Source organism: Escherichia sp. MOD1-EC5990, assembly GCF_002965285.1.
Lineage (GTDB): Bacteria > Pseudomonadota > Gammaproteobacteria > Enterobacterales > Enterobacteriaceae > Escherichia > Escherichia coli_F.
Genome location: NZ_PTRV01000011.1, coordinates 39,986 through 65,325, shown reverse-complemented (window position 1 = coordinate 65,325; position 25,340 = coordinate 39,986). Strand labels below are relative to the sequence as shown.

Here is a 25,340-nt window from a genome sequence, read left to right as displayed (position 1 = left end):
CTTGTCTTTTGCTTTGGCATCATTTTCATTATAAAGACGGAATTTTGCATCAACTTCCCATCAAGAAAAACAACTAAAAAATCAATCACAATACATGTGCATTTCTTTAAACAGTTTTTAAAAACTGACTCCGGGTATGGCGCTATGGGTATTTTCAGTACCCAATGCTTTTACAGCAATTAATTTCATAGGATGAAAGATTAATGCATCACTCTGGTTCTGTTTCTCTTTGTCGTTCCGCAATATCTGTTCTGGTGGCTACAGCGTTATATTCTCCCATAGCATTGGCATCAACTGTTGAGTATGGAACGACTGTTGATGGTGTTGTCCTGGAAAAAGATATCCAGCTGGTTTATGGGACCGCAAATAATACGAAAATCACTCCCAGCGGAGAACAGCATATAAAAGAATGTGGTGTAAGTAATAATGCTGAAATCAACGGAGGGTATCAGTACATTGAAGCATATGGCTCAGCAGAATACTCAGTATTAAATGATGGTTATCAAATTGTTCAATTGGGTGGTGCAGCAAACCAAACTACCCTCAATAATGGTGTGTTACAGGTTTATGGCGCAGCGAATGATCCCACGATTAAAGGCGGGCGCTTAATCGTTGAAACCGAAGGCATTGCCATCTTCGCCGTTATCGAAAAGGGAGGACTACTGGAGATTAAAGATGGCGGATTGGCATTTGCGGTAGATCAAAAAGCAGGCGGTGCAATCAAAACAACCACGCGGGCCATGGAGGTATTCGGAACAAACCGTCTCGGTCAGTTTGATATCAAAGATGGGGTTGCTAACAATATGCTGTTGGAAAACGGCGGAAGTTTGCGGGTTGAAGAGAATGACTTCGCTTATAATACCACTGTGGATAGTGGTGGTTTACTGGAGGTTATGGATGGCGGGACTGCAACTGGCGTTGACAAAAAAGCAGGCGGAAAATTAATTGTTTCAACGAATGCGCTGGAAGTGAGTGGTACAAACAGTAAAGGCCAATTTAGCATAAAAGATGGCGTGTCTAAAAATTATGAACTGGATGATGGTTCCGGGCTAATTGTTATGGAGGGCACTCAGGCAATTGACACTATCCTTGATGAGCATGCAACCATGCAATCGTTGGGAAGAGATACTGGTACGAGAGTGCAGGCACATGCAGTTTATGATCTTGGTCGGTCAGTGCAGAATGGAAGCATAAAATATTCCTCAAATGCCATATCTGAAAATATGGTTATCGATAATGGTCGCGCTAATGTCTGGACTGGCACAATGGTTAACGTAACAGTCAGAGGAAATGAGGGCATTATTGATGCAATGGCGCTGGAATTAAATTTTTATACACCGGCTACATTTTTAGGTGACGTGGTGGTTTCTGATGGTGCATCTTTAAGAACGCATGGCGCAGTGGATACCAGTAAAGCAGATGTTTCTATCGAAGAGAGTTTTTGGGCTATTATTGCCGATATCAATAATATAAACCAAAACACCCATCTCAATTTAGCAAACCTGGTGATGTCAGACGGAACTGTCGTTATGATGGCTGAGCCAGCAACTCGCTCAACCGTGACGGCAAGTGCGGAAAATTTCACTACGTTGACCACTAATACCCTATCGGGAAACGGCAATTTTTATATGCGTACCGATATGGCTAATCATCAGAGCGATCAGCTCAACGTGACCGGTCAGGCAACAGGTGATTTCAAAATATTTGTGACGGACACGGGGGCCAGCCCGGCAGCAGGTGATAGCCTTACACTGGTAACAACGGGCGGCGGTGATGCTGCATTTACCTTGGGCAATGCCGGAGGCGTTGTTGATATCGGTACGTATGAATATACCTTGCTGGATAATGGCAACCATAGCTGGAGTCTGGCAGAGAATCGCACGCAAATAACTCCTTCAACCACTGATGTGTTGAATATGGCGGCAGCACAACCGCTGGTATTTGATGCAGAACTGGATACCGTACGTGAGCGTCTTGGTAGCGTAAAAGGCGTTAATTACGATACGGCGATGTGGAGTTCGGCAATTAACACCCGCAACAACGTAACCACTGATGCGGGAGCTGGCTTTGAGCAAACATTGACGGGGCTGACGCTCGGTATCGATAGCCGTTTCTCCCGTGAAGAAAGCAGCACAATTCGTGGCTTATTCTTTGGTTACTCTCATTCTGATATTGGTTTTGATCGCGGCGGTAAAGGTAATATCGATAGCTATACTCTGGGTGCTTATGCCGGTTGGGAGCATCAAAACGGTACCTATGTTGACGGGGTGGTGAAAGTTGACCGTTTTGCCAACACCATCCATGGCAAGATGAGTAATGGGGCAACAGCGTTTGGCGATTACAATAGTAACGGCGCGGGTGCTCATGTCGAGAGCGGGTTCCGTTGGGGGGAGGGGCTGTGGAATGTAAGGCCTTATCTGTCCTTTACCGGCTTTACCACTGATGGTCAGGACTATACGTTATCAAATGGTATGCGTGCGGATGTGGGAAATACCCGCATATTACGCGCTGAAGCGGGAACGGCGGTAAGCTATCACATGGACCTGCAAAACGGTACGACGCTGGAACCCTGGCTGAAAGCCGCCGTGCGTCAGGAATACGCCGATTCTAACCAAGTGAAAGTTAATGACGACGGCAAATTTAATAATGACGTGGCTGGAACCCGTGGCGTTTATCAGGCTGGGATAAGGTCATCGTTTACCCCGACGTTAAGCGGTCATTTGTCAGTCAGCTATGGCAATGGCGCGGGGGTAGAATCACCGTGGAATACCCAGGCGGGTGTGGTCTGGACGTTCTGATAACAGAAAATAAACAGGTCGTAATGTGTCGCGGTCTGTTTATCAAATTAATCGCAGATATAAAAAAACCAACCGCAATAGGTTGGTTTTCTTGGGATTTTTGGTCGGCACGAGAGGATTTGAACCTCCGACCCCCGACACCCCATGACGGTGCGCTACCAGGCTGCGCTACGTGCCGACTCGTGGCTGCTAATACTACCGTTTTCCACAACGAATGCAAGTAAGATATTTCGCTAACTGATTTATAATTAATCAGTTAGCGATAAAACGCTTCTCGTCTGTCAGCACCTGCAATAACAAACTTAACTGTGGTTTTTCATCTTTCACTCTTTCACCACGTAAGTTGTAAGTACGGTATTTACCGTTATTGTTCAGCACCAGCGTCTTTTTCGGGGTGGTAATTGCCAGCGTATCGTTATCCGCAGCGGTAACCCAGTAATGACGGCGTTGAGGGTTGAACAAATCCTGACCTTGCGAATATTCGCTGGCAGGTGTGCTGACATGTAGCAGGCGTTGCATCAGCGTCGTCATCAGATCGGTATGATCAGTCAGCGCATTAATACGCTGCGCCGGTGTGCCGGGCCAGTGAATCACTAATGGTACCTGCAGATGACCGTGGGACCAGTCAAAGGTTTCTTCCTCTTCGCTCAGCGGAATACCCCGGCCGGCAGTGATAATCACCACCGTATTGTCCAGTTTGCCAGAATCACGCAGTGCATTGAGCACGCGGTTGATCTGGTCATCGACATTGCCTGCCGCCCGGCTATATTTCCGTGCAAATGCCTGCTGATTGCTGTCGTCAATGTTAGTGCCATTGAAAGAGACCCACGAGAACCAGCGGTTATCTTCTTGTGCGTAGCGGCCCAGCCAGTTGATCCACTGCGTGGCGGTCTGCTCGTCGGATTGGGTACGTACGCTCGGCATCGAGAAATCTGACAACAATGCCTGGCGATACAGCGGGCTGGTAAAGCCATCTGACGAGAATAACCCCAGCTGATAGCCTTGCTGATTAAGCGCAGTAATTAACGCCGCAGGCGTACGGGTCGACAGAATGCCGTCCATATAGCTTGGCGAGATGCCATAGAACAGGCCAAAGATGCCGTTGTCTGTAGTGTTGCCGGAGCTCATATGGCGCGTGAACGAAATATTTTGCTCAGCAAAACCTGCCAGCGCAGGCATCTGCTTCTCGAAGCGTGAGTAGTTCAGGCCATCGACAGTAATCAACAGCACATTCTGCCCGGTGCCCATATCGCGATAGCGCAGTTCGCTTAACGGATACTGAACGGAAACGGCGTCTGGATTGCCTTGCTCAATAAGACGGCGTTGATACTCCTGCGCATCAAGCAGACCATGCTTCTCAAGAAAACGTCGCGCCGTCATCGGGTACGAAAGCGGCAGGTTAGCGCGCTGCATGGTGATCGGGCGATAGAAGTTGGCATCGGCCCAGATATACACCACATGCGAGGCAATAAAAGCGATAAATAAGAATGCGGCCAGTGGGCGCGCGAAGCGCCGACGACGCGTCAGGCTGCGTAGCTTTTGCCAGCTCCACGTCGCAAACACCAGTTCAAGCAATAAAATAACCGGCACGCTAATGAACATCAGCTGCCAGTCGCGCGCCATCTCATTTTCGTCTGGGTTGATAACCAACTGCCAGACGATGGGATTAAGATGGAGATGGAAACGAGTAAAGACTTCGCTATCGATCAGTAATAGCGTCATTCCCGCCGTTGCTAAAATGACGGACAAAAACCTCATCAGCCTCTGAGAGCCGACGATAAAGGTCAGCGGGAAGAGGATCAGCAAGTAGGTGGCGAACACCAGGAAGCTGAAATGGCCGATAATGCTTACGTAGGAATAAATGCGACCAGCAAGCGTTGTCGGCCAGTCGGCGATAAACAGGTAACGGCTGCCAATGACGAGCGAAAGCAGAATATTGAACAGTGCAAACCAGTGCCCCCAACTGACCATCTGGGAGACTTTTTCACGGTAGCGCTGACGATGAGTTACCATAACCTGTTATCTGTTTCCCTTAGTGCGCTTTGTCTTCGTTGATAGAGGACTGTAAGGCGCGGGCAAAAGAGTTGGCAATTGCCTGGCGTTGGGCCGGGGCAATGCTGGTGTTGATAAGGTTAGTGACCATGTTGCCTAACACCATCAGGGAAAGGTCGGTCGGAGCCTTATGTTTTTCCAGTACGTTGAGCAGCTCTGCGAGCAATTGTTCAACCTGTTCATCACTGTAGCGGGAAATTTGTGGCATAAATCGAAATCAGTTAGTTGATGAAAGGGCAACATATTACCGTAGCAACGGTTTTTTTTCTGCTTTTTTATGCGTTAAATCATTCTCGTTACGCCACCTTCTGTAAAATGACCGCCATCTTTTATTGCGTCGCTTTACCGGCGGTGGTTGAATACCGCCCGGTCTTAAAGGAGAGTTTATCATGAGTCTGGATATCAACCAGATTGCTCTGCACCAGCTTATCAAGCGTGATGAGCAGAACCTTGAGCTGGTGTTGCGCGATTCATTGCTGGAACCGACGGAAACCGTCGTTGAGATGGTGGCAGAACTGCATCGGGTCTATAGCGCCAAAAATAAAGCATACGGCTTGTTCAGCGAAGAGAGTGAACTGGCGCAGACGCTGCGCTTACAGCGTCAGGGCGAAGAGGACTTTCTGGCATTTAGCCGCGCGGCAACCGGTCGCCTGCGTGACGAATTAGCGAAATATCCTTTTGCTGACGGTGGATTCGTGCTGTTTTGCCACTATCGCTATCTGGCGGTGGAGTATCTGCTGGTGGCAGTTCTGAGCAACCTGAGCAGTATGCGTGTTAACGAAAATCTCGACATCAACCCAACCCATTATCTTGATATCAATCATGCGGATATTGTTGCGCGTATCGATTTAACCGAGTGGGAAACCAATCCAGAGTCGACCCGCTATCTCACTTTCCTGAAAGGGCGAGTAGGGCGCAAAGTGGCGGATTTCTTTATGGATTTCCTCGGTGCCAGCGAAGGGTTAAACGCGAAAGCGCAAAACCGTGGGCTGTTGCAAGCGGTCGATGATTTCACTGCCGAAGCACAACTGGATAAAGCAGAGCGACAGAACGTGCGCCAGCAGGTTTATAGCTACTGTAATGAGCAGCTGCAGGCAGGTGAAGAGATTGAACTGGAATCGCTGTCGAAAGAGCTGGCAGGCGTCAGCGAAGTGAGCTTCACGGAGTTTGCGGCTGAAAAAGGCTACGAACTTGAAGAGAGCTTCCCGGCAGACCGTAGCACGTTGCGTCAGTTGACGAAGTTTGCCGGTAGCGGTGGTGGCTTGACCATTAACTTTGATGCGATGCTGTTAGGTGAGCGCATTTTCTGGGACCCGGCGACCGATACCCTGACCATTAAAGGCACGCCGCCGAACTTGCGCGATCAATTGCAGCGCCGGACGTCTGGCGGCAATTAATCGGTTTGGTGTTATGAATGCCAGATGCGGCGTGAACGCCTTATCTGGCCTACAAAAAATAGCAATACCGTAATCAGGCATAATTTGCAGATACAAAAAACCCCGCCGGAGCGGGGTTTTTTTTACAACTTATTCAGCGATTAAGCGCGAACGAAGTCGATGTGCAGCAGCTTAGGTTTGTACGGGTGGCGCTGTACGTCCTGAGCTTTAACTTTGATTTCTTTACCGTCAACAACGATGGTCAGAACTTCGCTGTAGAATTCAGCTTTAACTTGCATGTTCATGACTTTGTCGTGATCCAGAGCAACAGCCAGCGGCGCTTCGTTGCCACCGTAGATGATTGCCGGGAATTTGTTAGCGGTACGCAGGCGGCGGCTCGCACCCTTACCCTGCTCGTTACGTACTTCTGCGTTGATAGTAAACATTTCTTTCTCTCTTAAATTAATCCTGCTACAGGCGACCCAGCAACAGGCAAATGATCTGCTTTGCGTATGCAAAAGCGGGCGAGATTCTATACTCAATCGCCTTGCACATCAATTAAAACTACCATTAACCGCGTAATTCGTGCGCCCGACGAAAACGACCTTCGTAATCAAACACTGTTTCACGCACTTGCCAGTACTGGCCTTTCATTCGTGCGACGACGAAATCCGGATGGCGCAGCAACGCTTGTTGGGCGAGGATATCGGCAGCGGTGATCCAGCGCAGAGGGATGCCCGGTGTGCGCGTATGCGGGCGGATAAAAAGCTGCTCGAAGGCGGTACGCTGGGCAGGTGTTTGCAGACGGAAACGCTCACTCACATCCGCGCCGTCTTCATCGTAATAGGTGATTTTCAACCATTCGCCTTTCTCGTCGTGCCCATGTTGCAAAGACATGCCGCTACAGCGTAATACCAGCGCGTCTTTCAGTCGTAGCGCCGCTTTTAACATGTCGTCTGGATCAACCAGTATGGTGTCACATTCGCGGCAGCGGCGGGCGGCAATATCATTTTCTGCGTTACATTGCGGGCAATTTTTAAAACGGAAACGGAAGTCACACTGTTCTCGATGACCGTCGTCATCATCAAACCATCCCTGACAACGACGACCAAAGTGTTCAATCAATGTCCCATCAGCGGTCGTTTTCCCCCAAAAGGTGTTGGCAAAACCGCAGGCAGGGCAGAAAACCTGTACCGGAACGTTGTCACTTTTGCCTTTCGGTGTACCGACCTCCGGCGCGTAGAGATCGTGAGGATTACCCGCATAATCAAGAATTAAGCAATCAGTCTTGCCTGGAGCCAGACGCAGACCGCGCCCGACAATTTGTTGGTAAAGACTCACCGATTCGGTAGGGCGCAGAATAGCAATAAGATCGACGTGCGGGGCGTCAAATCCGGTGGTCAGTACCGCGACGTTGACCAGATAGCGAAAACGCTGGGCTTTAAAATCTTCAATTAATACATCGCGTTCAGCGCCGGGCGTGTCGCCGGTAATAAGTGCTGCATCCTCAGCGGGCAGCAAGCCGACAATCTCTTTTGCGTGTTCGACTGTCGCAGCGAAAATCATCACCCCTTTGCGCGTTGCGGCGAACTCCATAATCTGGCTGATGATGTGCGGGGTAATACGTTGCTGTTTTTTCAGCTCACGGTTGAGATCGGCTTCGCTGAACAGCCCGTTACTCTGTGCCTGCAATCGGCTGAAATCGTATTGCACTACTGGCATATCCAGTCGTTCTGGCGGCGTCAGATAGCCGTGTTTAATCATATAACGCAGCGGCAGCTCATAAATACAGTCGCGGAAAAGGGCTTTCTCATCGCCGCGTACCATGCCGTGATAATGAAACTGATAAATCCAGCCTTTGCCCAACCGAAAAGGCGTGGCAGTCAGCCCTAACAGGCGTAAGCGGGGATTCACTTTTGTCAGGTGAGTGAGGATTTGCTGATACTGGCTCTCTTCATCGTCACCAATACGATGGCATTCATCGACAATCAACAGTGAAAATTCACCCTGAAAGGCATCAAGGTTACGGGCGACCGATTGCACGCTGCCAAATACTACTTTACCGTGGCTCTCTTTACGCTTTAGCCCAGCGGCAAAGATATCGGCTTCCAGTCCCAGCGCCTGATATTTTGCATGGTTTTGCGCCACCAGCTCTTTAACGTGTGCCAGCACCAGCACGCGACCACGCGCCAGCCGCGCCAGTTCCGCTATCACCAGGCTTTTACCGGCACCGGTGGGCAGCACGATAACGGCAGGGGTTTTATGACGACGAAAATGGTTGAGCGTGGCATCCACGGCCTCTTGCTGATATGGACGGAGTGTAAAAATCATGGTCTCGCGTAGGTAGATTATTCTGCTAATAGTATGCCACGGATCTTTTTCCCTTGAGGGAAGTTATTAGACCGCTATACTGGGCAGACAACAGTTCAGATTTTCGGGTCATTACCCGACCTCCGTTTTTTACAGGCAAAATCACACACATGCGACTTGATAAATTTATCGCACAGCAACTCGGCGTTAGCCGTGCTATTGCCGGGCGTGAAATCCGCGGCAATCGTGTCACCGTCGATGGCGAAATCGTCCGTAATGCAGCGTTCAAACTGCTCCCTGAACATGATGTCGCTTACGATGGCAACCCGCTGGCGCAGCAACACGGTCCACGTTACTTCATGCTCAATAAGCCTCAGGGCTATGTTTGCTCCACGGACGACCCGGATCACCCAACGGTGCTCTATTTTCTGGATGAACCGGTAGCGTGGAAACTGCACGCCGCAGGGCGTCTGGATATCGATACCACCGGTCTGGTGCTGATGACTGATGATGGACAGTGGTCGCATCGCATTACTTCACCGCGCCATCATTGCGAGAAGACCTATCTGGTGACGCTGGAATCACCCGTAGCTGACGATACGGCAGAGCAATTTGCTAAAGGCGTGCAGCTGCATAACGAAAAAGATCTCACTAAGCCGGCGATGCTGGAAGTGATTACCCCAACGCAGGTTCGTCTGACCATCAGCGAAGGGCGTTATCATCAGGTGAAACGCATGTTCGCCGCCGTGGGTAACCACGTGGTTGAGCTGCATCGTGAACGTATTGGCGGCATTACGCTGGATGCTGATTTAGCCCCCGGTGAATATCGTCCGTTAACTGAAGAAGAAATTGCCAGCGTCGTCTAACTTTTTAATGACTTTCAGGAGCCCGTTGTGACCACCCGACAGCATTCGTCGTTTGCTATTGTTTTTATCCTTGGCCTGCTGGCCATGTTGATGCCGCTGTCGATTGATATGTATCTGCCCGCGCTACCGGTAATTTCAGCGCAATTTGGCGTACCTGCGGGCAGTACGCAGATGACCCTCAGTACTTATATTCTGGGCTTTGCGTTGGGGCAGTTAATCTACGGGCCGATGGCAGATAGTTTCGGGCGTAAGCCGGTGGTTCTTGGCGGTACGCTGGTGTTTGCCGCCGCCGCGGTGGCGTGTGCGTTGGCACAAACCATCGATCAGCTGATTGTGATGCGTTTCTTCCACGGTCTGGCTGCGGCTGCGGCCAGCGTGGTTATCAACGCTTTAATGCGTGATATCTACCCGAAGGAAGAGTTCTCACGGATGATGTCGTTTGTCATGCTGGTGACGACCATTGCACCGCTGATGGCACCGATAGTTGGCGGCTGGGTGCTGGTGTGGCTGAGCTGGCATTACATCTTCTGGATCCTCGCCGTAGCGGCGATTCTGGCTTCGGCAATGATCTTCTTTCTGATCAAAGAAACCTTACCACCGGAGCGTCGCCAGCCTTTTCACATTCGTACCACTATTGGTAACTTTGCGGCGCTGTTTCGTCATAAGCGTGTCCTGAGTTATATGCTGGCCAGCGGTTTCAGCTTTGCCGGAATGTTCTCGTTCCTGAGCGCCGGACCGTTTGTCTACATTGAAATTAACCACGTCGCGCCGGAAAACTTTGGTTATTACTTTGCGCTAAACATTGTTTTCCTGTTCGTGATGACCATCTTTAACAGTCGCTTCGTCCGCCGTATTGGCGCGTTAAATATGTTCCGCTCGGGGTTGTGGATACAGTTTATTATGGCGGCGTGGATGGTCATCAGTGCGCTGCTGGGGCTGGGATTCTGGTCGCTGGTAGTTGGCGTTGCGGCGTTTGTGGGCTGCGTGTCGATGGTGTCATCTAATGCGATGGCGGTCATTCTTGATGAGTTTCCCCATATGGCGGGAACGGCATCTTCGCTGGCAGGCACCTTCCGTTTTGGTATAGGGGCAATTGTTGGCGCATTGCTTTCTCTTGCGACCTTTAACTCTGCATGGCCGATGATTTGGTCAATTGCATTCTGCGCAACCAGCTCCATTCTCTTCTGTCTGTACGCCAGTCGGCCGAAAAAACGGTGATCTATTGCACAACGAGGAAGCTAAAAGGCTTCCTTTGTTGATGCATGTCAACCACAAATCCATCATTCTCCCGATATATGTTTATTTTATGTAAAATCAATTTATGTAAAAAGTCACATCATTGTAGTTAAAAAGGTTGAGTTAGATCGCAGAAACGGGTACATATAGCCCCGCAAACGTGACCACGCCCGCAGATATTATTTAAATCAGAGCCATAGAGGCCACGCTGGCGAGGCATCAATCTTTACGATCTGTATAAAGACGGATTGTTGATGATGTGTTAAAATTGATGTAAACAAATTGTGAAGTAAATGTGCTTCCGGGGAAAATAAGTGACTTCATTACAACTCTCAATCGTCCATCGACTGCCGCAGAACTATCGCTGGTCTGCTGGTTTCGCAGGTTCGAAGGTTGAACCGATTCCGCAAAATGGACCGTGCGGTGACAACAGCCTGGTGGCGCTTAAATTGCTTAGCCCGGATGGTGATAATGCATGGTCGGTGATGTACAAACTAAGCCAGGCGTTAAGCGACATCGAAGTTCCATGCTCGGTACTGGAGTGTGAAGGTGAGCCGTGCCTGTTTGTAAATCGCCAGGACGAGTTTGCTGCAACATGCCGATTGAAAAATTTTGGTGTGGCAATTGCCGAACCCTTCTCAAACTACAATCCTTTTTAAGCGTCAGCTCAACGCCAGTAGCTGACGCGTATACTCCTGCTGCGGTGCGGCAAACACGCGCGCGCACGGTCCTTGTTCCACTACTTCCCCTTGTCGTAGTACGATAACCTGATGACATAACGCGCGGACAACGTGCAAATCGTGACTGATAAACAAATAGGCCAATTGATGCTTTCGTTGTAATGATTTCAATAGCGTCAATATTTGCGCCTGTACCGTTTTGTCGAGCGATGATGTCGGCTCATCAAGAATGATCAGCGAGGGCTTAAGAATTAACGCCCTGGCAATCGCAATACGTTGCCGCTGACCACCAGAGAACTCCGCCGGATAACGGTGGCGTGTTTCAGGATCTAATCCCACTTCATGCATCACGGCTATCACTTGTTGTTCGCGTTGCACGGCAGAAAGCATCGGCTGGTGAACCCGTAAACCTTCCTCGATAATTTGCAAAACGTTGAGTCGTGGGTTGAGCGAGGAGTTAGGATCCTGAAATACCACCTGAATGCGATGGCGAATAGGTAATAGCTGACGGCGGTTTAAATTTTGCAATGGCTGACCGTCAAAAATGATGCTGCCCTGAGAGTTAATCAGTCGCAGCAGCGCCAGTCCCGTCGTGCTTTTCCCGGAACCGGACTCGCCCACTAAACCCAGTGTTTCACCCGCCCGTAGCGTAAAACTGATGTTTTTCACCACCACATTATGATCCACAATGCGCTTCAAAATCCCTTTGCGAATGGGGAAGGCAACCTGAAGCTGTTCAACATCTAGCAACGTTGAGGCAGGTTCTGGCAATGGGACCGGGTCGCCTGATGGTTCACTGTTGAGTAGCTTTTGTGTGTAAGGATGAGTGGGTGAGGCAAATAGCGTAGCAGCGTTATTTTGCTCGACACAGCGACCGTTTTGCATTACCGCCACGCGGTGAGCCAGTTTTCTGACAATACTGAGGTTATGAGTAATAAACAGCATGCCCATATTCAGCTCGCCTTGCAGTTCGCGCAACAGCTGTAAAATCTGCGCCTGAACAGAGACGTCCAGCGCGGTGGTCGGTTCATCGGCAATTAATAATTCCGGTCGCGTTAACAGCGCCATCGCAATCATCACCCGCTGGCGTTCGCCGCCGGAGAGCTGATGCGGATAATCTGTCAGCCGTTTTGCCGCCTGGCGGATACCGACGCGATCAAGGCAGTTAAGAATTTCGCCACGAGCCGCTTCCCGACGCATTCCGCGGTGGAGTGAAAGCACTTCATAAAGCTGTTTTTCCAGGGTATGCAATGGATTTAACGACACCATCGGTTCCTGAAAAATCATGGCAACCTTATTACCGCGTACACCGCGTAACGTTTGATCGCTGGCATGAAGCAGCGATTCGCCATGAAAACGAATATCGCCGGAGAGATATTCAACCGGCGGGGAAGGGAGCAGGCGTAAAATTGACAGCGCGGTAACGCTCTTACCTGAACCAGACTCACCCACCAGCGCCAGCGTTTCGCCAGCCTCAATCTGTAGTGAAACATCATTGACTACTGTGCGTACGGTTTGCTGATGGCGAAAACCCACCGACAAATTTTCAATCGCTAACAGAGTTTGCGTCATGCTACACCGCCTTATTAGGATCAAATGCGTCGCGGACGGCTTCACCAATAAAGATCAGCAAAGACAACAATATCGCCACCGACAAGAAGGCGGTGATCCCAAGCCACGGGGCCTGAAGGTTATTTTTCCCTTGTAACAGCAGTTCGCCGAGTGACGGTGAACCGAGCGGCAGACCGAAGCCGAGGAAATCGAGTGAGGTCAGGGTGGTGATCGAACTACATAAAATAAACGGTAAAAAGGTGAGGGTAGCGACCATGGCATTTGGCAACATATGACGCAGGATGATACTGCGATCGCTGACGCCAAGCGCCTGCGCCGCACGGATGTAGTCGAAATTACGGGTACGTAAAAACTCCGCCCGCACCACGCCGACCAGACTCATCCAGCCAAACAAGACGGTAATTGCCAACAGCCACCAGAAGTTAGGCTGTACGACGCTGGAAAGTAAAATAATCAAAAACAGCGTCGGCATCCCCGACCATACTTCAATAAAACGTTGCCCCCAGAGATCGATTTTACCGCCATAATAGCCTTGTAGCGCCCCCGCCAACACGCCCATCACGCTGGAGCAGAGGGTCAGCATCAGGCCAAACAGAACTGAGATCCGCGTGCCATAGAGAATGCGCGCCAGCACATCGCCGCCATTGGCATCCGTTCCCAGCCAGTTTTGCCGGGAGGGTGGAGAAGGGAAGGGCTTATCGGTAGCAAAGTTGATACTGGTAGCACCAAAGCGAATCGGTGCCCACAGTACCCAGCCTTTATCTTCCAACCGCTGTTTCAGCCACGGGTCCTGATAATCAGCCTGGCTTGCCAGCGGGCCGCCAAAATCGCTTTCGCTGTAGTTTTTCAACAACGGGAAATACCAACTGCCGTCATAACGTACCAGCAACGGTTTATCGTTGGCGATAAGTTCAGAACACAAACTCAAACCAAATAAGACGAGGAAAATCCATAACGACCAGTAGCCGCGACGGTTATGACGAAAACGCGCCCAACGGGCCTGATTGACGGGGCTGAGTCGCGACATTAACGTCCCTCAAAATCTATACGCGGATCGACCAGCGTATAGCTGATATCACTGACAATATTCAGCAGCAGGCCAATCAGGGTGAAAATATACAAGGTACCAAACATTACAGGATAATCGCGCGAGACGGTCGCTTCGTAGCCCAGTAAGCCAAGACCATTGAGTGAAAACATCACCTCAATCAGCAGCGAGCCGGTAAAAAACATGCTGATAAACGTCGCCGGAAAACCGGCAATCACCAGCAGCATGGCGTTGCGGAACACATGTTTCCAGAGAATATTTTTTTCACTTACCCCTTTCGCACGGGCGGTCACCACGTATTGCTTGCGCACTTCATCAAGGAATGAGTTTTTTGTCAGCATGGTCAGCGCCGCAAAGCCGCCAATCACCGTCGCCAGCACCGGCAGCGTGATATGCCACAGATAATCGGTGATTTTCTGATACCACGGCAGCGAATCAAAGTTAGCGGAAACCAGGCCGCGCAGAGGGAACAGGTCGAAATAGCTGCCGCCCGCGAAGAAGACAATCAGCAGGATGGCAAACAAAAAGGCCGGAATGGCGTAGCCGATGATGATAAATGCGCTACTCCAGACGTCAAAGCGGCTACCATTATAAACAGCTTTGCGAATACCCAGCGGAATCGACACCAGATAGATAATCAGCGTGCTCCACAATCCGAGGGTGATGGAAACCGGCAGACTGTCTTTAATCAGCGTCAGCACCGAGGCGCTGCGAAACAGGCTATCGCCAAAATCAAAGCGGATGTAGTCCCAGAGCATTTTGAAGTAACGTTCGTGGATCGGCTTATCAAAACCGTAGCGATGAGTGATCTCGGCGATCACTTCTGGATCTAATCCGCGTCCGCCACGGTAATTACTGTCGCTGATATTGCCGACGCCCGTTTGTGCATGGCTGGCACGAACACCTTCACCGCCAGCGCCGGGTAATACTCCGGCATTACCAAACTCAATGGCGGCGATGGCCTGGTCGACCGGACCGCCAGGCGCAATTTGCACGATGAAAAAGTTGATAGTGATAATCGCCCATAACGTTGGGATCACCAGCAACAGACGGCGAATCAGATAAGCGCCCATCTACTCTCCCTGTTGTCTGGCTGACGGCAGTTTCGTCGCTTTATTAACGTCATACCACCAGGTATCGATACCCAGGCTGTAAACAGGGCGCACTGCGGGTTGAGAGAATTTATCCCACCAGGCGAGACGGTCTTCCGCCATATACCACATTGGCAGCATGTAATAATTCCACGTTAATACGCGATCCAGTGCTCGCCCCAACGGCAGTAATTTTTCTTTATTTCCCTGCGCGGCAATAATTTGGTTGATCAGCGAGTCGATAACCGGACTTTGCACGCCGGGGGCATTATAAGTGGAGTTGATATATTCCGATGACCAGGAAATCTGTAAATCGGAACTGGGCCACGGCATCGCCCGCCATACGCGCGGCATCATGTCATAGTCGCGACTGCGCATGCGGTTGGTGATTTGCGAGTTATCCACCTTGCGAATGTCCATGTTGATACCCAGCCGTTGCAGGCTGTGCTGGAACGGTAATACCCACTGACTATTGCTGCTTGCGGGAAGCAATAATTCAAAGCTGAGAGGCTGACCCGTTGTGGCATTAACGCGTTGCTGACCCTTTAGCACCCAGCCCGCTTCATTGAGAAGTTTGTCGGCTTTTAACAGGTTGTCACGATCGTAGCCATCGCCTTTCGATACCGGCGGCTGGTAGATTTGTGTGAAGACTTCTGGCGGAAGATCTTTTTTCATTGGTGCCAGAAGCACCAGCTCCGCGGCGTCGGGGTAATTTCTGGCTGCGTATTCGGTATTCTGAAAATAACTGTTCGTGCGACTCCAGGCATTGTAAAACAACGCCTTGTTCATCCATTCAAAGTCAAAGGCGAGAGTGATCGCTTCCCGGACCCGGCGATCGCTGAATACCGGACGTTGGATATTAAACGCCAGCCAGCGCGTATCCTGGGCTGATTCGTTCTTTTGCTCATCTTTGATGATGTATTTCTTATCGAAATTTTTACCGGTATAGCGCGTGGCCCAGTTTTTGGCGTCGTTTTCCATACGCAAATCAAATGCACCGGCTTTAAACGCTTCAAAGGCGACATTATCATCGAGGTAGTAATCGTAGCGAATGGTGTCGAAATTCCAGCGTCCACGGTTTACCGGTAAGTTTGCTGCCCAGTAATCTTTCACGCGGGAATAGACAATATTTTGCCCCATTTTCCAGGACGTAATTCGGTACGGACCACTGGCAAGCGGAGGCGTGGCGATCGGATCGCTAAGTTTGTGATTCTTCCAGTACTTTTCTGGAAATACCGGCAGCGAAAACAGGCTCAGCATATCTTCTTTGCCGGGTTTCGCTAACTCAATACGCACGGTTAATGGTGCAATGGCTTTGACGGTGGTGCCTTTGTAGACCAGACGAAATTGCGGCACGCCTTCGGTCATAAATTTTTGAAAAGTAAACTCTACATCGCGGGCAGTAATGGGGGAACCATCATGAAAACGGGCGCGCGGATTAATTGCGACCTCCACCCAGGAATAATCGTCAGCATAGCGCGCACTTTCGGCAATCAGCGGATAATAACTACCTGGCTCGTCATCGGAAGTAGTAAATAGCGTGTCGTACAGCTGCTCGGTGCGTGCGCCTGGGTTGCCGCGCAGTGCATAGCGGTTGAAATTATCGAAGGTGCCGAGGGCTGACAACGTTATCTGCCCACCTTTTGGCGCGGCGGGGTTCACATAATCAAAATGGTTGAAATTAAACGCGTACCGGGGTTCGCCCAGTACCGCAAAGGCATAGCTTTCCTTGATAGCCTGCGCCTGCGCACCAAAGGTGAACAGAGCGATAAACAGCAGCAGTATGCGCACAATCATCTGCAACAGATTTCCTTTTACTCATCATTAGCCGCAAACCGGCATGCTTTCACTATGAATAATAAGGGACGTAAGCACGCCTTACCACTGCGGCGTATACGGTTTCTTCAGCCAGCGGACAAAATCGTCCAGCGGTAATGGGCGACTGATCCAGTAGCCTTGCATGAAATTAACGCCGCGTTCGCTTAGCCATCGCGCCTGTTCCGGCGTTTCAACCCCTTCAGCAACCGTCAGCATATTGAGACGTTTCGCCAGCGTCAGCACCGCGTCAAGTACGGGTGAAGTGATCGTTTCCGTACCGATGGCGTTGATAAATCCACGATCAATTTTCAGATAATCGAGCGTAAAACGCTCAAGATAGATAAGCGCGCTGTGCCCGGTGCCAAAGTCATCAATAGCAATTTCAACGCCGACTGAATGCAGCCAGGCGAAGAGTTGCGTGGCTTCTTGCTCTTTCAACATATCGCGCTCGGTAATTTCCAGCACAATCTGGAAATGATGTGCGGGCAGGCAAGTGAGCAGTTTCTGGATATCAGCTTTAAAGCTTTCGCTATGCAGATGGTCCGGCGCAATGTTAATGCCAAATTTGACGCCTACCGGCAGTACTTTTTCTAATTCTGCGGCATCGCGGGCAATTAACTCAAACAGGTGCTGAGTCAGCGGCACAATCATCTTTTGCGATTCGGCAAAGTTGATGAAGGCATCCGGGGGAATTTCTCCCGCTACAGGATGCCGCCAGCGTAGTAGTACTTCCAGGCCTGTTACCCGCAAAGCTTGTGTATCAACCACCGGTTGATATACCACGTAAAATTGTTCGCGCTTGATGGCGGTCATGATTTCTCTGCCCGGTCGCATACGCACGCTCATCAGGTAATAGCAGAGAAGTCCAACCATTGTTCCACTCATGCCGCCCAGTAAAAATGCATACCACACATCGTTCCATGTCCAGTCATCCGCATAAAGCCGAACGGTCAGAGGAATGCCCGCAATTTTAGTTTCACGGACCGGCATGTCGGTTAATTCATTAACATTCATCAAACGTGACGAAAAGGTAGATAGCGCAGTATTGCCAATAATGAGGGCGACGCCATCGTAATCTTCCTGCCGTGAACTATAAAAGAGAGAAGGCGTCAGGTTGAGATTCAGAGCGGCAAACACGCCGCTATTTTTCAGCAAAGGGTTGCGATACCAGATGACGATTGCGGGTTTGTTCGGCACCATCGGCGTGCCGGGTAAGATCGCCATATCGACGTTTTTATTAATGTCGAGCGCCGGAATCAATTCATTGAGTGGAATGTCCATCTCACCAGTCGCAGATGAACAGAATGTCTTTTTATCTTTCACCAGCACAAACGTACGGACATTCATACTAAACGCCGCACGGGCGGTCAGTTCGGGGTTAGCTTGCTGACAAGTATCTAAGGTCAGCGGCTGGAGCCGGTCAGTAGTGGATTTCAGGTCGGCAAAATAGGTATCGAGATACTTTTGTACGTCGGTAATCAGTGTGTCGTATTTGACTTCGTGCTTATGCCAGGCCACTAAAAACTGAAGGCAGCTCACCAGTATCGCAATCATCACGCCTGCAACAATGCAGGTAAGCAGGAGCTTACGTCCAGAATTGGGAGCGCGTATGAACATGATTCCGTTAATTTCCTGAAATTACGACAACATTTAAAAGATAACAATGACCGGACTATAGCCTGGATCAAGACGCGGAAACATCATTTTCTCTGATGAATGAAAACAAAAAAGCACTGCCTAAGCAGTGCTTTCAGTTAACTCGTCAGGATAGCCAAGGGATTGCATCCAAACGGTTTATTAGCTGCGGCTGAGAACCCGGCGTGCTTCGTTGTAACGCTTCTTCCAGTACGGTTCATTCATGCTGGAAATAATAACACCACTGCTGGTGGAAGCATGGACAAACTGATTGTTGCCGATATAAATACCGACATGGCGTCCCGTTGAACCGGCGCGGAACAGAACTAAATCACCCGTACGCAAATTACTGCGGGAAACAGATTTACCCATTTCCTGCTGTTCGTAAGTCGAACGCGGAAGTTCTAAGCCAAATTGCTCACGGAATGTACGCTGTACGAAACCAGAACAATCGATACCTTTTTTAGTGCTGCCGCCCAGACGATAGCGTACGCCTTTCCAGTCAGCATACTGATCCATAATTCGCGATTTTACGTCGACATTACGAACCAGGTTTTCAAATTCATCCTGAGAAGCTTGCAGTGATGATGTTTCACTACCCACTGCACGTGTCTCAGGATGCATATTCTTTGCGGTGTTATTTGCACTACATGCAGAAAGCAGAACCGCTACTGCAATCGCGGGGATCCCGCGCAAGATATATCTCAAAATCGGTTGAGATTTGACCATGTTGTTTGTTTTCCCTTGAAGTCCTTAACGACAAATATCGTTATAAAAAAATGCCAAGCGACACGAGACTAATTACCTGGGCATGTTGAAACAATTCCTTAAGGCCAAATCTGTGGACTAACGCACAAAATTATATGCTGTGAGGATAATCTACCGCCGAGGCAAAACGAGTTCGAGATTACCCGATTGGTGCGGTCTTGGCGAGTGGTTTTACATGATTTTTTATAAGAAAAAGTGATACAGAAAGTTAATAAGCGGGATTGGTCAATTAAAGTACGATTGAGTGAAACGCATACAATCCATTCATTTACTTAGGGAATGATTTTTGTGTTCGATGAAAGAAAGCAAAGGCGCACATCATCAGGAATATCCTTACTATAAAAATAAACCTGATGATGTTAATTACCGTGAGTTATTTGTTTTGGAAATGTTTGTTTTTTCCCGGTAGTGATTTGTCAAAAAAGGTGATTAATCGATCACTTAATGGCGTCAGCAACATCCAGGGCAAACCAATCAATATCACGGTCATCGAACCAACAATGATGTCAGTAAACCAGTGTGCACCAATCATTACTCTGGGAAATGCAAAAACCACAAAAATAATAAGGGCGATAAGGCCTGCGACTTTGCCGAAATAACGCCACATGAATGCCGAAAAAATAAGCAGCATCATGCCGTGATCGCCGGGAAAGCTGTCTCGTGAGGCATCTTTCGTGGGGATAGGGAGCAGTTCGCTGACGCGGTTAATATTGGCAAAAGTTAATGTTGGGCTGGCCCGTTTTACAGGAATTAATGCCTGTCCCAGTTGGTTTAAGACCACTGCAGTTAATAGCATGACGAGGCCAATAATCACGATACGTCGTCGGCCTGGGGCGTTTTCTTTCAGCCAGAAACTCAGCATCAACATTCCCATTGCCAGCAGTGAACAACCGTCGAAGGCACGATTATTGGTCAATGCAACCAGCCACAAAAAGGCCTTACTTTCGACCAGTTTCTGATTAAAAAAATAAAAAATATCCGCATCAATCGGCAACCAGAATCCATGATTAACGGGAATATACCAGGAAAGAAACAGCGCGAGGCCGACAATATTCAACAACACTATTTGCGGCAAATTTTTAATCATATTTTCTCTAATTATCTTACTGAAAAACGCAGGCAACCTTACGCGGTAGTCGCTAAACGAAGCTTCAACAGCGCGCTCTGCAAAGCATTCCAGTCAGCTTCGCTGCTGGAAATCAGCTCAATACGACTGTCCGGTGGAGCAACGTTTTGCGTTTCAATGTGCAGGTCATCGCCCTGACGGTTGATTCGCACCAGCCCTTCGGGAATACGCATCACGCCTTTGACGCGTTCCACCGGTGCAAGTCGCGCCCATTCCAGAATGCCAATGGTGTCGAATACCGTATCAGCGTCGAATATCCAGCCACAGGCCTGATGCCCTTGTCCACTGTTCAGACTGCGACGCCAGCGTTGATGCTCTGGCAGGCTTAACGCTGCTAACCCTTTTTTCACGCTATGCTGATGAGAATGCGCCGCGCTGGCGGGCAACTCGGCTAAATTGCGTCGTGGCAAATCCAGAAGATGACCGTCAATTTTCCCATGCTCGCTGTGAATTAATTGCCGATCGCCACCATTTTGCTGCCACCAGCGCTGTAGCGCTTGCTCACTTTCGGGCGTCGCACGGTCGGATTTATTGGCGACAATAATGTCTGCGGCAGCCAGCTGGTCACGGAAGTTTTCATTGCTGGCGCTTTTTTCGTCCAGCAGCAGGCGTGGATCGAGAATGCACAACGTGGCGCGCAGATCTATCCACGGTTCATACACGGGCGCGGTTAAGAGATCGAGGATCTGTTTCGGATGGCCCAGCCCGGTCGGCTCTATCAACAAGCGGTCTGGTTTTCCCTGACGCAGTAAGGTATTCAACCCTACCTGCATGGGTAAACCATTAACGCAGCACATACAGCCGCCGGGGATCTCTTTCAACAATGCGCCGCTATCGGCGAGCAAAGCACCATCAATTCCGACTTCCCCAAATTCATTAACCAGTACCGCCCATTTTTCGTTGGGATCTTTATGGGCTAACAGATGAAGAATCGACGTAGTTTTCCCGCTGCCGAGAAAACCGGTGATGAGGTTGGTCCTGGTCACAACGGCTCCGCAATACTCTTAAAAGTTAACTGAGCGTTAATCCTGGCTAAAAAAGGCAGAAAAGAGAAGGGGAGAGCGGACGAAGGCGAGCTTCATCCGCTTTAACCGCAGAAATCGTTAAATTTTGAGGGTGTTTAATAGCGCCTGATGCGCGCCGAATTGTACGATTTGTTGCCAGGCTTGTTCGATAGCCTGCACAAAATGCGGGTTATCTGGCAGATCATCACCGAAAACTTCACGCAGAGAAAGCAGGGCGGTTACGCGTTGTTCACTGCTACTGCCCGCAACAAGTTCGCAAATTTTATCGCTAAGCGGATCGCGAACATCAATGGCATTTCCGGCATCATCAACGCCGCTGACGTAACGCATCCAGCCTGCAACGCCTAATGCCAGCAACGACCAGTCCGTTTCGCGCGCCAGATGTATGCGAATACCTGCCAGCATACGTTGCGGTAATTTCTGGCTACCATCCATTGCGATTTGCCAGGTCTTATGTTTCAGCGCCGGGTTAGCAAAACGTGCAATTAACTTATCTGCATATTGTGTTAAATCGACATCTTTAATTCGCAGTGTCGGCGCTTGCTCATCCAGCATTAATGCTCTGGCGGCATGGCGAAATGCGCGATCCTGCATGCAATCGCTGATGTGGGCGAATCCTGAGAGGTAACCCAGATAAGCGAGAAAAGAGTGGCTTCCATTAAGCATACGCAGTTTCATCTCTTCCCATGGCAGAACATCATTCACCATTTGTACACCGGCGACTTCCCAGGCTGGACGCCCTGCAACGAAGTTATCTTCCACTACCCACTGGATAAACGGCTCGCAGCTAATTGCACAGGGATCATTCACGCCCAGATGCTGGCTAATTTCTGCCAGCGACTCGTCGGTTGCTGCCGGAACAATGCGGTCGACCATGGTTCCCGGAAAACTGACGTGTTCTTTTATCCACCCGGCGAGTTCTGGTGAACGTTTTTCCGCCATCCCCTGCACCGCGTTTTTCACCACATGGCCATTGTCGGGAATATTGTCGCAGGAGAGTACGGTAAACGGTGCAAGGCCGCGTTCACGGCGTCGTTTCAGTGCTTCGACGAGAATACCCGGAGCGGAGTGAGGTTCTTCAGGATTTTGAAGATCGTGAATAATCCGCGGATTGCTGGTGTCGAGTGCACCGGTGGCCGGGTCAATACAATAGCCTTTTTCGGTAATCGTCAGGGAAACAATTGCCACCTGTGGCTCGCAAAATTTCTCAATAATTGCCGCTAAGGAATCCAGTTTTGCATTCAGGCATTCGTGAACGGCACCGACAATTATCGCCTGATTGCCGTCCGCACCTTTCTCCAGCACGGTATATAAATGGTTCTGTGCGCGGAGCTGGCTCATCAGTTGATCGCCGCTGAACAAGCTGATCTCACAGATCCCCCAGTCGCCGCCCTGGGCATTCAGCACACGATCGGTCAGTAACGCCTGATGTGCGCGGTGAAAGGCTCCGAAGCCAAAATGAACGATACGTGATTGCAACTGCTGGCGATCGTAGCGTGGAGCGTGTACCTGAGGCGGGAGCGTAGCGGAGGCGATTGTATTCATAGGAGTCACGTCTTAGTAACGATTAATTAACAATGACAGTGTAAAGTTATATGACAGCAATTGAAATTGGTCTGGATTGTTAATGCGATGAAGTGTGAGGGCGATCAATCAACGAGTGAATATTGCGGGCGTAAGGTGTTCAGGAAGCGCAAAATAGAAGATTGGTATAATAAATTAAAAAAGGGACAGTCTGAGCTATCCCTTTTCTGCATGCGGCTGAAGTTAGTCAGCACGCCCCATATAACGGCGTTCTTCGATATGGATACGAATTTTTTCGCCCGGGCTTAAGTATTCTGGTACCTGAATCACCAGACCAGTGCTCAATGTCGCCGGTTTGTTACGGGCGCTGGCAGATGCCCCTTTGATGCCTGGTGCGGTTTCAACGATTTCCAGATCAACGGTCTGCGGCAGCTCAAGCGCCAGCAGTTGACCGTCCCAGGTCAGCACCTGCATGTCCGGCATGCCGCCCTCAGGCATAAACAGCAACTCTTCTTCAATCTGATCTTTGGTGAAGGTATACGGGGTATAGTCTTCTTTATCCATAAAGACATATTCGTTACCATCGACATAGGAGAAGTCAACGTAACGGCGGGTCAGCGTCACGGTGTCAACGATATCATCACCTTTGAAACGCTCTTCTACTTTCAGCCCGGTACGGACATCAGAAAAACGCATTTTGTACAGCGTAGCGGCACCGCGGGCAGTGGGCGACTGAATATCAATGTCCTTAACCAGCAGCAGTTTGCCGTTGTAATTCAGTACCATACCTTTTTTAATTTCGTTCGCTCTTGGCATCGAAAAATTCCTGTAGTCGAAAATGTCAAAAATATCGCGACAAAGTACTCGCGACGGGCCTTTCGGGCAAGTGGTATTCGCACTTTTGCTGGTGCAAAAAAGGTGGTACTGTGCGCGCTCATCAATCCGGTGGTAAACCTTAAGAGAACAACGTATGGAATGCCGTCCGGGTTGCGGGGCGTGTTGCACTGCCCCTTCAATTTCCAGCCCTATTCCCGGTATGCCAGATGGCAAGCCCGCCAATACGCCCTGCATTCAGCTTGATGAGTATCAGCGCTGTAAAATTTTCACCTCGCCACTGCGGCCGAAAGTCTGTGCAGGCTTACAAGCCAGCGCTGAAATGTGCGGTAACTCGCGTCAGCAGGCAATGACCTGGCTTATCGAGCTGGAAATGCTGACCGCGCCTTAAACATCTTTAATCCGCAGTAAGCAAAACAGAGTGGCGATAATCATCACCATCGCAAACCAGAACACAGCGTGATAATTCCAGATCTCGGCGACGATGCCCGCCACAGATCCTGCGATGATCCAGCCCACGCGCGACGTGTTGGTATAGAGCGTGGTGGCTGAACCTGCCTGACCGGGCATCAAATCCTGAAAATAGAGCATCCCGATGCCGCCCAGAATGCCAATAAAAATAGCATTTAGCAGCTGCAAGCCCAACAGAATGACAGGTGAATGCGCCATCAGCATTCCTGCGTAAAAACAGACGCCACCCACGGCAGCAACGCGCATTAAGAAACGCTTACCCAGACGTTTGGCGAAATATCCGGCAATCAACATGGTCGGGATTTCCAGCCCGGCGGCGGTCCCCATCATCACGCCTGCCAGTTTCTCGGGAAGATGCAGTTCGTTGATAATAAATAGCGGCATGTTGATGATGTACAGGCTGTTCGAGCCCCACATCAATGTACAAATGACAAACAGCAGCAGCGTATCGCGACGGTTACGGCGCAGCGCTTCAACCGTGCCGGTCGCCAGCGGAAGCTCTTTTTGCATCGACGGTAAAAACAGCCACACCATCACGCCGCAAACAATAAACGCTACCGCTGCGCTCAGATACATTACCGTAAAGCTGAAACCCATCGCTAAGGCATAAGCCAGTGGCGGGCCAATGACCCATGCCAGTGAAACCTGAGCGCGTAAAAAAGAGCTGAACATCACCGCCTCACGTCCGGTTTTGTCGGCATGTTCACGTGCAAGGGCAAACATTTGCGGGTTAGCGGTCGAGCCAAAGCTGCTAAGAAAGACGCCAACGAATAGCAAAACAAAGTAGTTGCGATTCCAGGCAAAAAGGGTGCAGGCCAGCACGCCTAACAGGCAGCAAAAGACAATCAGCGATTTGCGATCGCCGCGCTTATCAGAGCGCCCGGCGAGAAACTGACTGACCAGAATCCCAATGACAGCGCTGCCGGTAAAGAAGAATCCCACCATCGCCGGACGGGCATGTACTTCATCGGTAAGGAAAATACTGAGTGTCGGGGTTTGCAGAGCGCCCGCAATACCGGTGAGAAAGGCAACGATTAAAAACGCCGTCGAGGTCAGGTCAAACGATTTCGCGCTGGAGACTGCGGGGGAGTTATGCATGCTGGTCGATCA

The 25,340-nt window shown here is 50.0% G+C and carries 21 protein-coding genes and 1 tRNA gene; 6 read left to right on the top strand and 16 right to left on the bottom strand.

What is annotated here, in order from left to right; all coding sequences use genetic code 11:
• Positions 1–203 precede the first annotated feature (203 nt).
• A complete protein-coding gene (yejO, locus tag BEB42_RS14640; protein WP_000546506.1) occupies positions 204–2,798 on the top strand; it encodes an autotransporter YejO in 2,595 nt (864 codons plus the stop codon).
• A gap of 101 nt (positions 2,799–2,899) precedes the next feature.
• On the opposite strand, the gene BEB42_RS14635 is transcribed toward yejO, so the two are convergent.
• The 3 genes from BEB42_RS14635 to BEB42_RS14625 form a co-directional block, all read right to left on the bottom strand.
• Positions 2,900–2,976 (bottom strand) — tRNA-Pro (locus BEB42_RS14635).
• A gap of 74 nt (positions 2,977–3,050) precedes the next feature.
• A complete protein-coding gene (gene yejM, locus BEB42_RS14630; protein WP_000256203.1) occupies positions 3,051–4,811 on the bottom strand; it encodes an LPS biosynthesis-modulating metalloenzyme YejM in 1,761 nt (586 codons plus the stop codon).
• Positions 4,812–4,830: 19 nt separating this feature from the next.
• A complete protein-coding gene (locus BEB42_RS14625; protein ID WP_001135667.1) occupies positions 4,831–5,058 on the bottom strand; it encodes a YejL family protein in 228 nt (75 codons plus the stop codon).
• A 181-nt stretch (positions 5,059–5,239) separates the two neighbouring features.
• On the opposite strand from BEB42_RS14625, the gene yejK reads away from it, so the two are divergent.
• Positions 5,240–6,247 carry a nucleoid-associated protein YejK gene (gene yejK / locus BEB42_RS14620; RefSeq protein ID WP_000050789.1) on the top strand — a complete coding sequence of 336 codons (1,008 nt, stop codon included), beginning with the start codon at positions 5,240–5,242 and terminating at the stop codon, positions 6,245–6,247.
• A 140-nt stretch (positions 6,248–6,387) separates the two neighbouring features.
• On the opposite strand, the gene rplY is transcribed toward yejK, so the two are convergent.
• The gene (rplY, locus tag BEB42_RS14615) at positions 6,388–6,672 is read right to left on the bottom strand and encodes a 50S ribosomal protein L25 (RefSeq protein WP_000494197.1); all 285 of its coding nucleotides are present in this window, start codon (positions 6,670–6,672) and stop codon (positions 6,388–6,390) included.
• A gap of 124 nt (positions 6,673–6,796) precedes the next feature.
• Positions 6,797–8,557 carry a DEAD/DEAH box helicase gene (locus BEB42_RS14610; protein ID WP_105267430.1) on the bottom strand — a complete coding sequence of 587 codons (1,761 nt, stop codon included), beginning with the start codon at positions 8,555–8,557 and terminating at the stop codon, positions 6,797–6,799.
• Positions 8,558–8,706: 149 nt separating this feature from the next.
• Here BEB42_RS14610 and rsuA point away from each other — a divergent pair, with 149 nt between their 5' ends.
• The 3 genes from rsuA to BEB42_RS14585 all read left to right on the top strand — a co-directional run bounded on the left by rsuA (position 8,707) and on the right by BEB42_RS14585 (position 11,297).
• The gene (gene rsuA / locus BEB42_RS14600; RefSeq protein WP_001353088.1) at positions 8,707–9,402 is read left to right on the top strand and encodes a 16S rRNA pseudouridine(516) synthase RsuA; all 696 of its coding nucleotides are present in this window, start codon (positions 8,707–8,709) and stop codon (positions 9,400–9,402) included.
• Between the two features lie 27 nt (positions 9,403–9,429).
• Positions 9,430–10,620, top strand: coding sequence for a multidrug efflux MFS transporter Bcr (gene bcr, locus BEB42_RS14595; protein WP_000213385.1), 1,191 nt, complete (start codon positions 9,430–9,432; stop codon positions 10,618–10,620).
• 332 nt (positions 10,621–10,952) lie between these two features.
• Positions 10,953–11,297: a YejG family protein gene (locus BEB42_RS14585; protein WP_000202798.1), complete on the top strand. Its 345-nt coding sequence runs from the start codon at positions 10,953–10,955 to the stop codon at positions 11,295–11,297.
• Between the two features lie 3 nt (positions 11,298–11,300).
• Here the strand turns inward: BEB42_RS14585 and yejF are convergent, their stop codons facing one another.
• From yejF to yeiP, 10 genes are all read right to left on the bottom strand, one after another.
• Entirely contained in the window at positions 11,301–12,890 is a 1,590-nt protein-coding gene (gene yejF, locus BEB42_RS14580; RefSeq protein WP_000194933.1) for a microcin C ABC transporter ATP-binding protein YejF, read from the bottom strand.
• 1 nt (position 12,891) lies between these two features.
• Entirely contained in the window at positions 12,892–13,917 is a 1,026-nt protein-coding gene (locus BEB42_RS14575) for an ABC transporter permease (protein ID WP_000088898.1), read from the bottom strand.
• Complete coding sequence (locus BEB42_RS14570; protein ID WP_000501604.1) at positions 13,917–15,011, bottom strand: microcin C ABC transporter permease YejB; 1,095 nt, start codon at positions 15,009–15,011, stop codon at positions 13,917–13,919. Before BEB42_RS14570 ends, BEB42_RS14575 begins: the two co-directional genes overlap by 1 nt.
• The gene (locus BEB42_RS14565; RefSeq protein WP_001353089.1) at positions 15,012–16,826 is read right to left on the bottom strand and encodes an extracellular solute-binding protein; all 1,815 of its coding nucleotides are present in this window, start codon (positions 16,824–16,826) and stop codon (positions 15,012–15,014) included.
• Between the two features lie 81 nt (positions 16,827–16,907).
• Positions 16,908–18,464 (bottom strand): cyclic di-GMP phosphodiesterase, encoded by a 1,557-nt coding sequence (locus tag BEB42_RS14560; protein WP_000470590.1) that lies wholly within the window; start codon positions 18,462–18,464, stop codon positions 16,908–16,910.
• 180 nt (positions 18,465–18,644) lie between these two features.
• Positions 18,645–19,211 (bottom strand): bifunctional murein DD-endopeptidase/murein LD-carboxypeptidase, encoded by a 567-nt coding sequence (gene mepS / locus BEB42_RS14555; RefSeq protein ID WP_000241011.1) that lies wholly within the window; start codon positions 19,209–19,211, stop codon positions 18,645–18,647.
• A gap of 412 nt (positions 19,212–19,623) precedes the next feature.
• A complete protein-coding gene (lpxT, locus tag BEB42_RS14550) occupies positions 19,624–20,337 on the bottom strand; it encodes a Kdo(2)-lipid A phosphotransferase (RefSeq protein ID WP_001354773.1) in 714 nt (237 codons plus the stop codon).
• 38 nt (positions 20,338–20,375) lie between these two features.
• Positions 20,376–21,362 carry a zinc-binding GTPase YeiR gene (yeiR, locus tag BEB42_RS14545; protein ID WP_000198812.1) on the bottom strand — a complete coding sequence of 329 codons (987 nt, stop codon included), beginning with the start codon at positions 21,360–21,362 and terminating at the stop codon, positions 20,376–20,378.
• Between the two features lie 117 nt (positions 21,363–21,479).
• The gene (locus BEB42_RS14540) at positions 21,480–22,946 is read right to left on the bottom strand and encodes a mannitol dehydrogenase family protein (RefSeq protein ID WP_001353091.1); all 1,467 of its coding nucleotides are present in this window, start codon (positions 22,944–22,946) and stop codon (positions 21,480–21,482) included.
• A gap of 222 nt (positions 22,947–23,168) precedes the next feature.
• Positions 23,169–23,741 carry an elongation factor P-like protein YeiP gene (yeiP, locus tag BEB42_RS14535; protein WP_001136827.1) on the bottom strand — a complete coding sequence of 191 codons (573 nt, stop codon included), beginning with the start codon at positions 23,739–23,741 and terminating at the stop codon, positions 23,169–23,171.
• Positions 23,742–23,895: 154 nt separating this feature from the next.
• On the opposite strand from yeiP, the gene BEB42_RS14530 reads away from it, so the two are divergent.
• Entirely contained in the window at positions 23,896–24,150 is a 255-nt protein-coding gene (locus BEB42_RS14530; protein ID WP_001353092.1) for a YkgJ family cysteine cluster protein, read from the top strand.
• Here the strand turns inward: BEB42_RS14530 and setB are convergent.
• The gene (gene setB / locus BEB42_RS14525; RefSeq protein WP_000551971.1) at positions 24,147–25,328 is read right to left on the bottom strand and encodes a sugar efflux transporter SetB; all 1,182 of its coding nucleotides are present in this window, start codon (positions 25,326–25,328) and stop codon (positions 24,147–24,149) included. The two genes, BEB42_RS14530 and setB, sit on opposite strands and share 4 nt — an antisense overlap.
• Positions 25,329–25,340 lie beyond the last annotated feature (12 nt).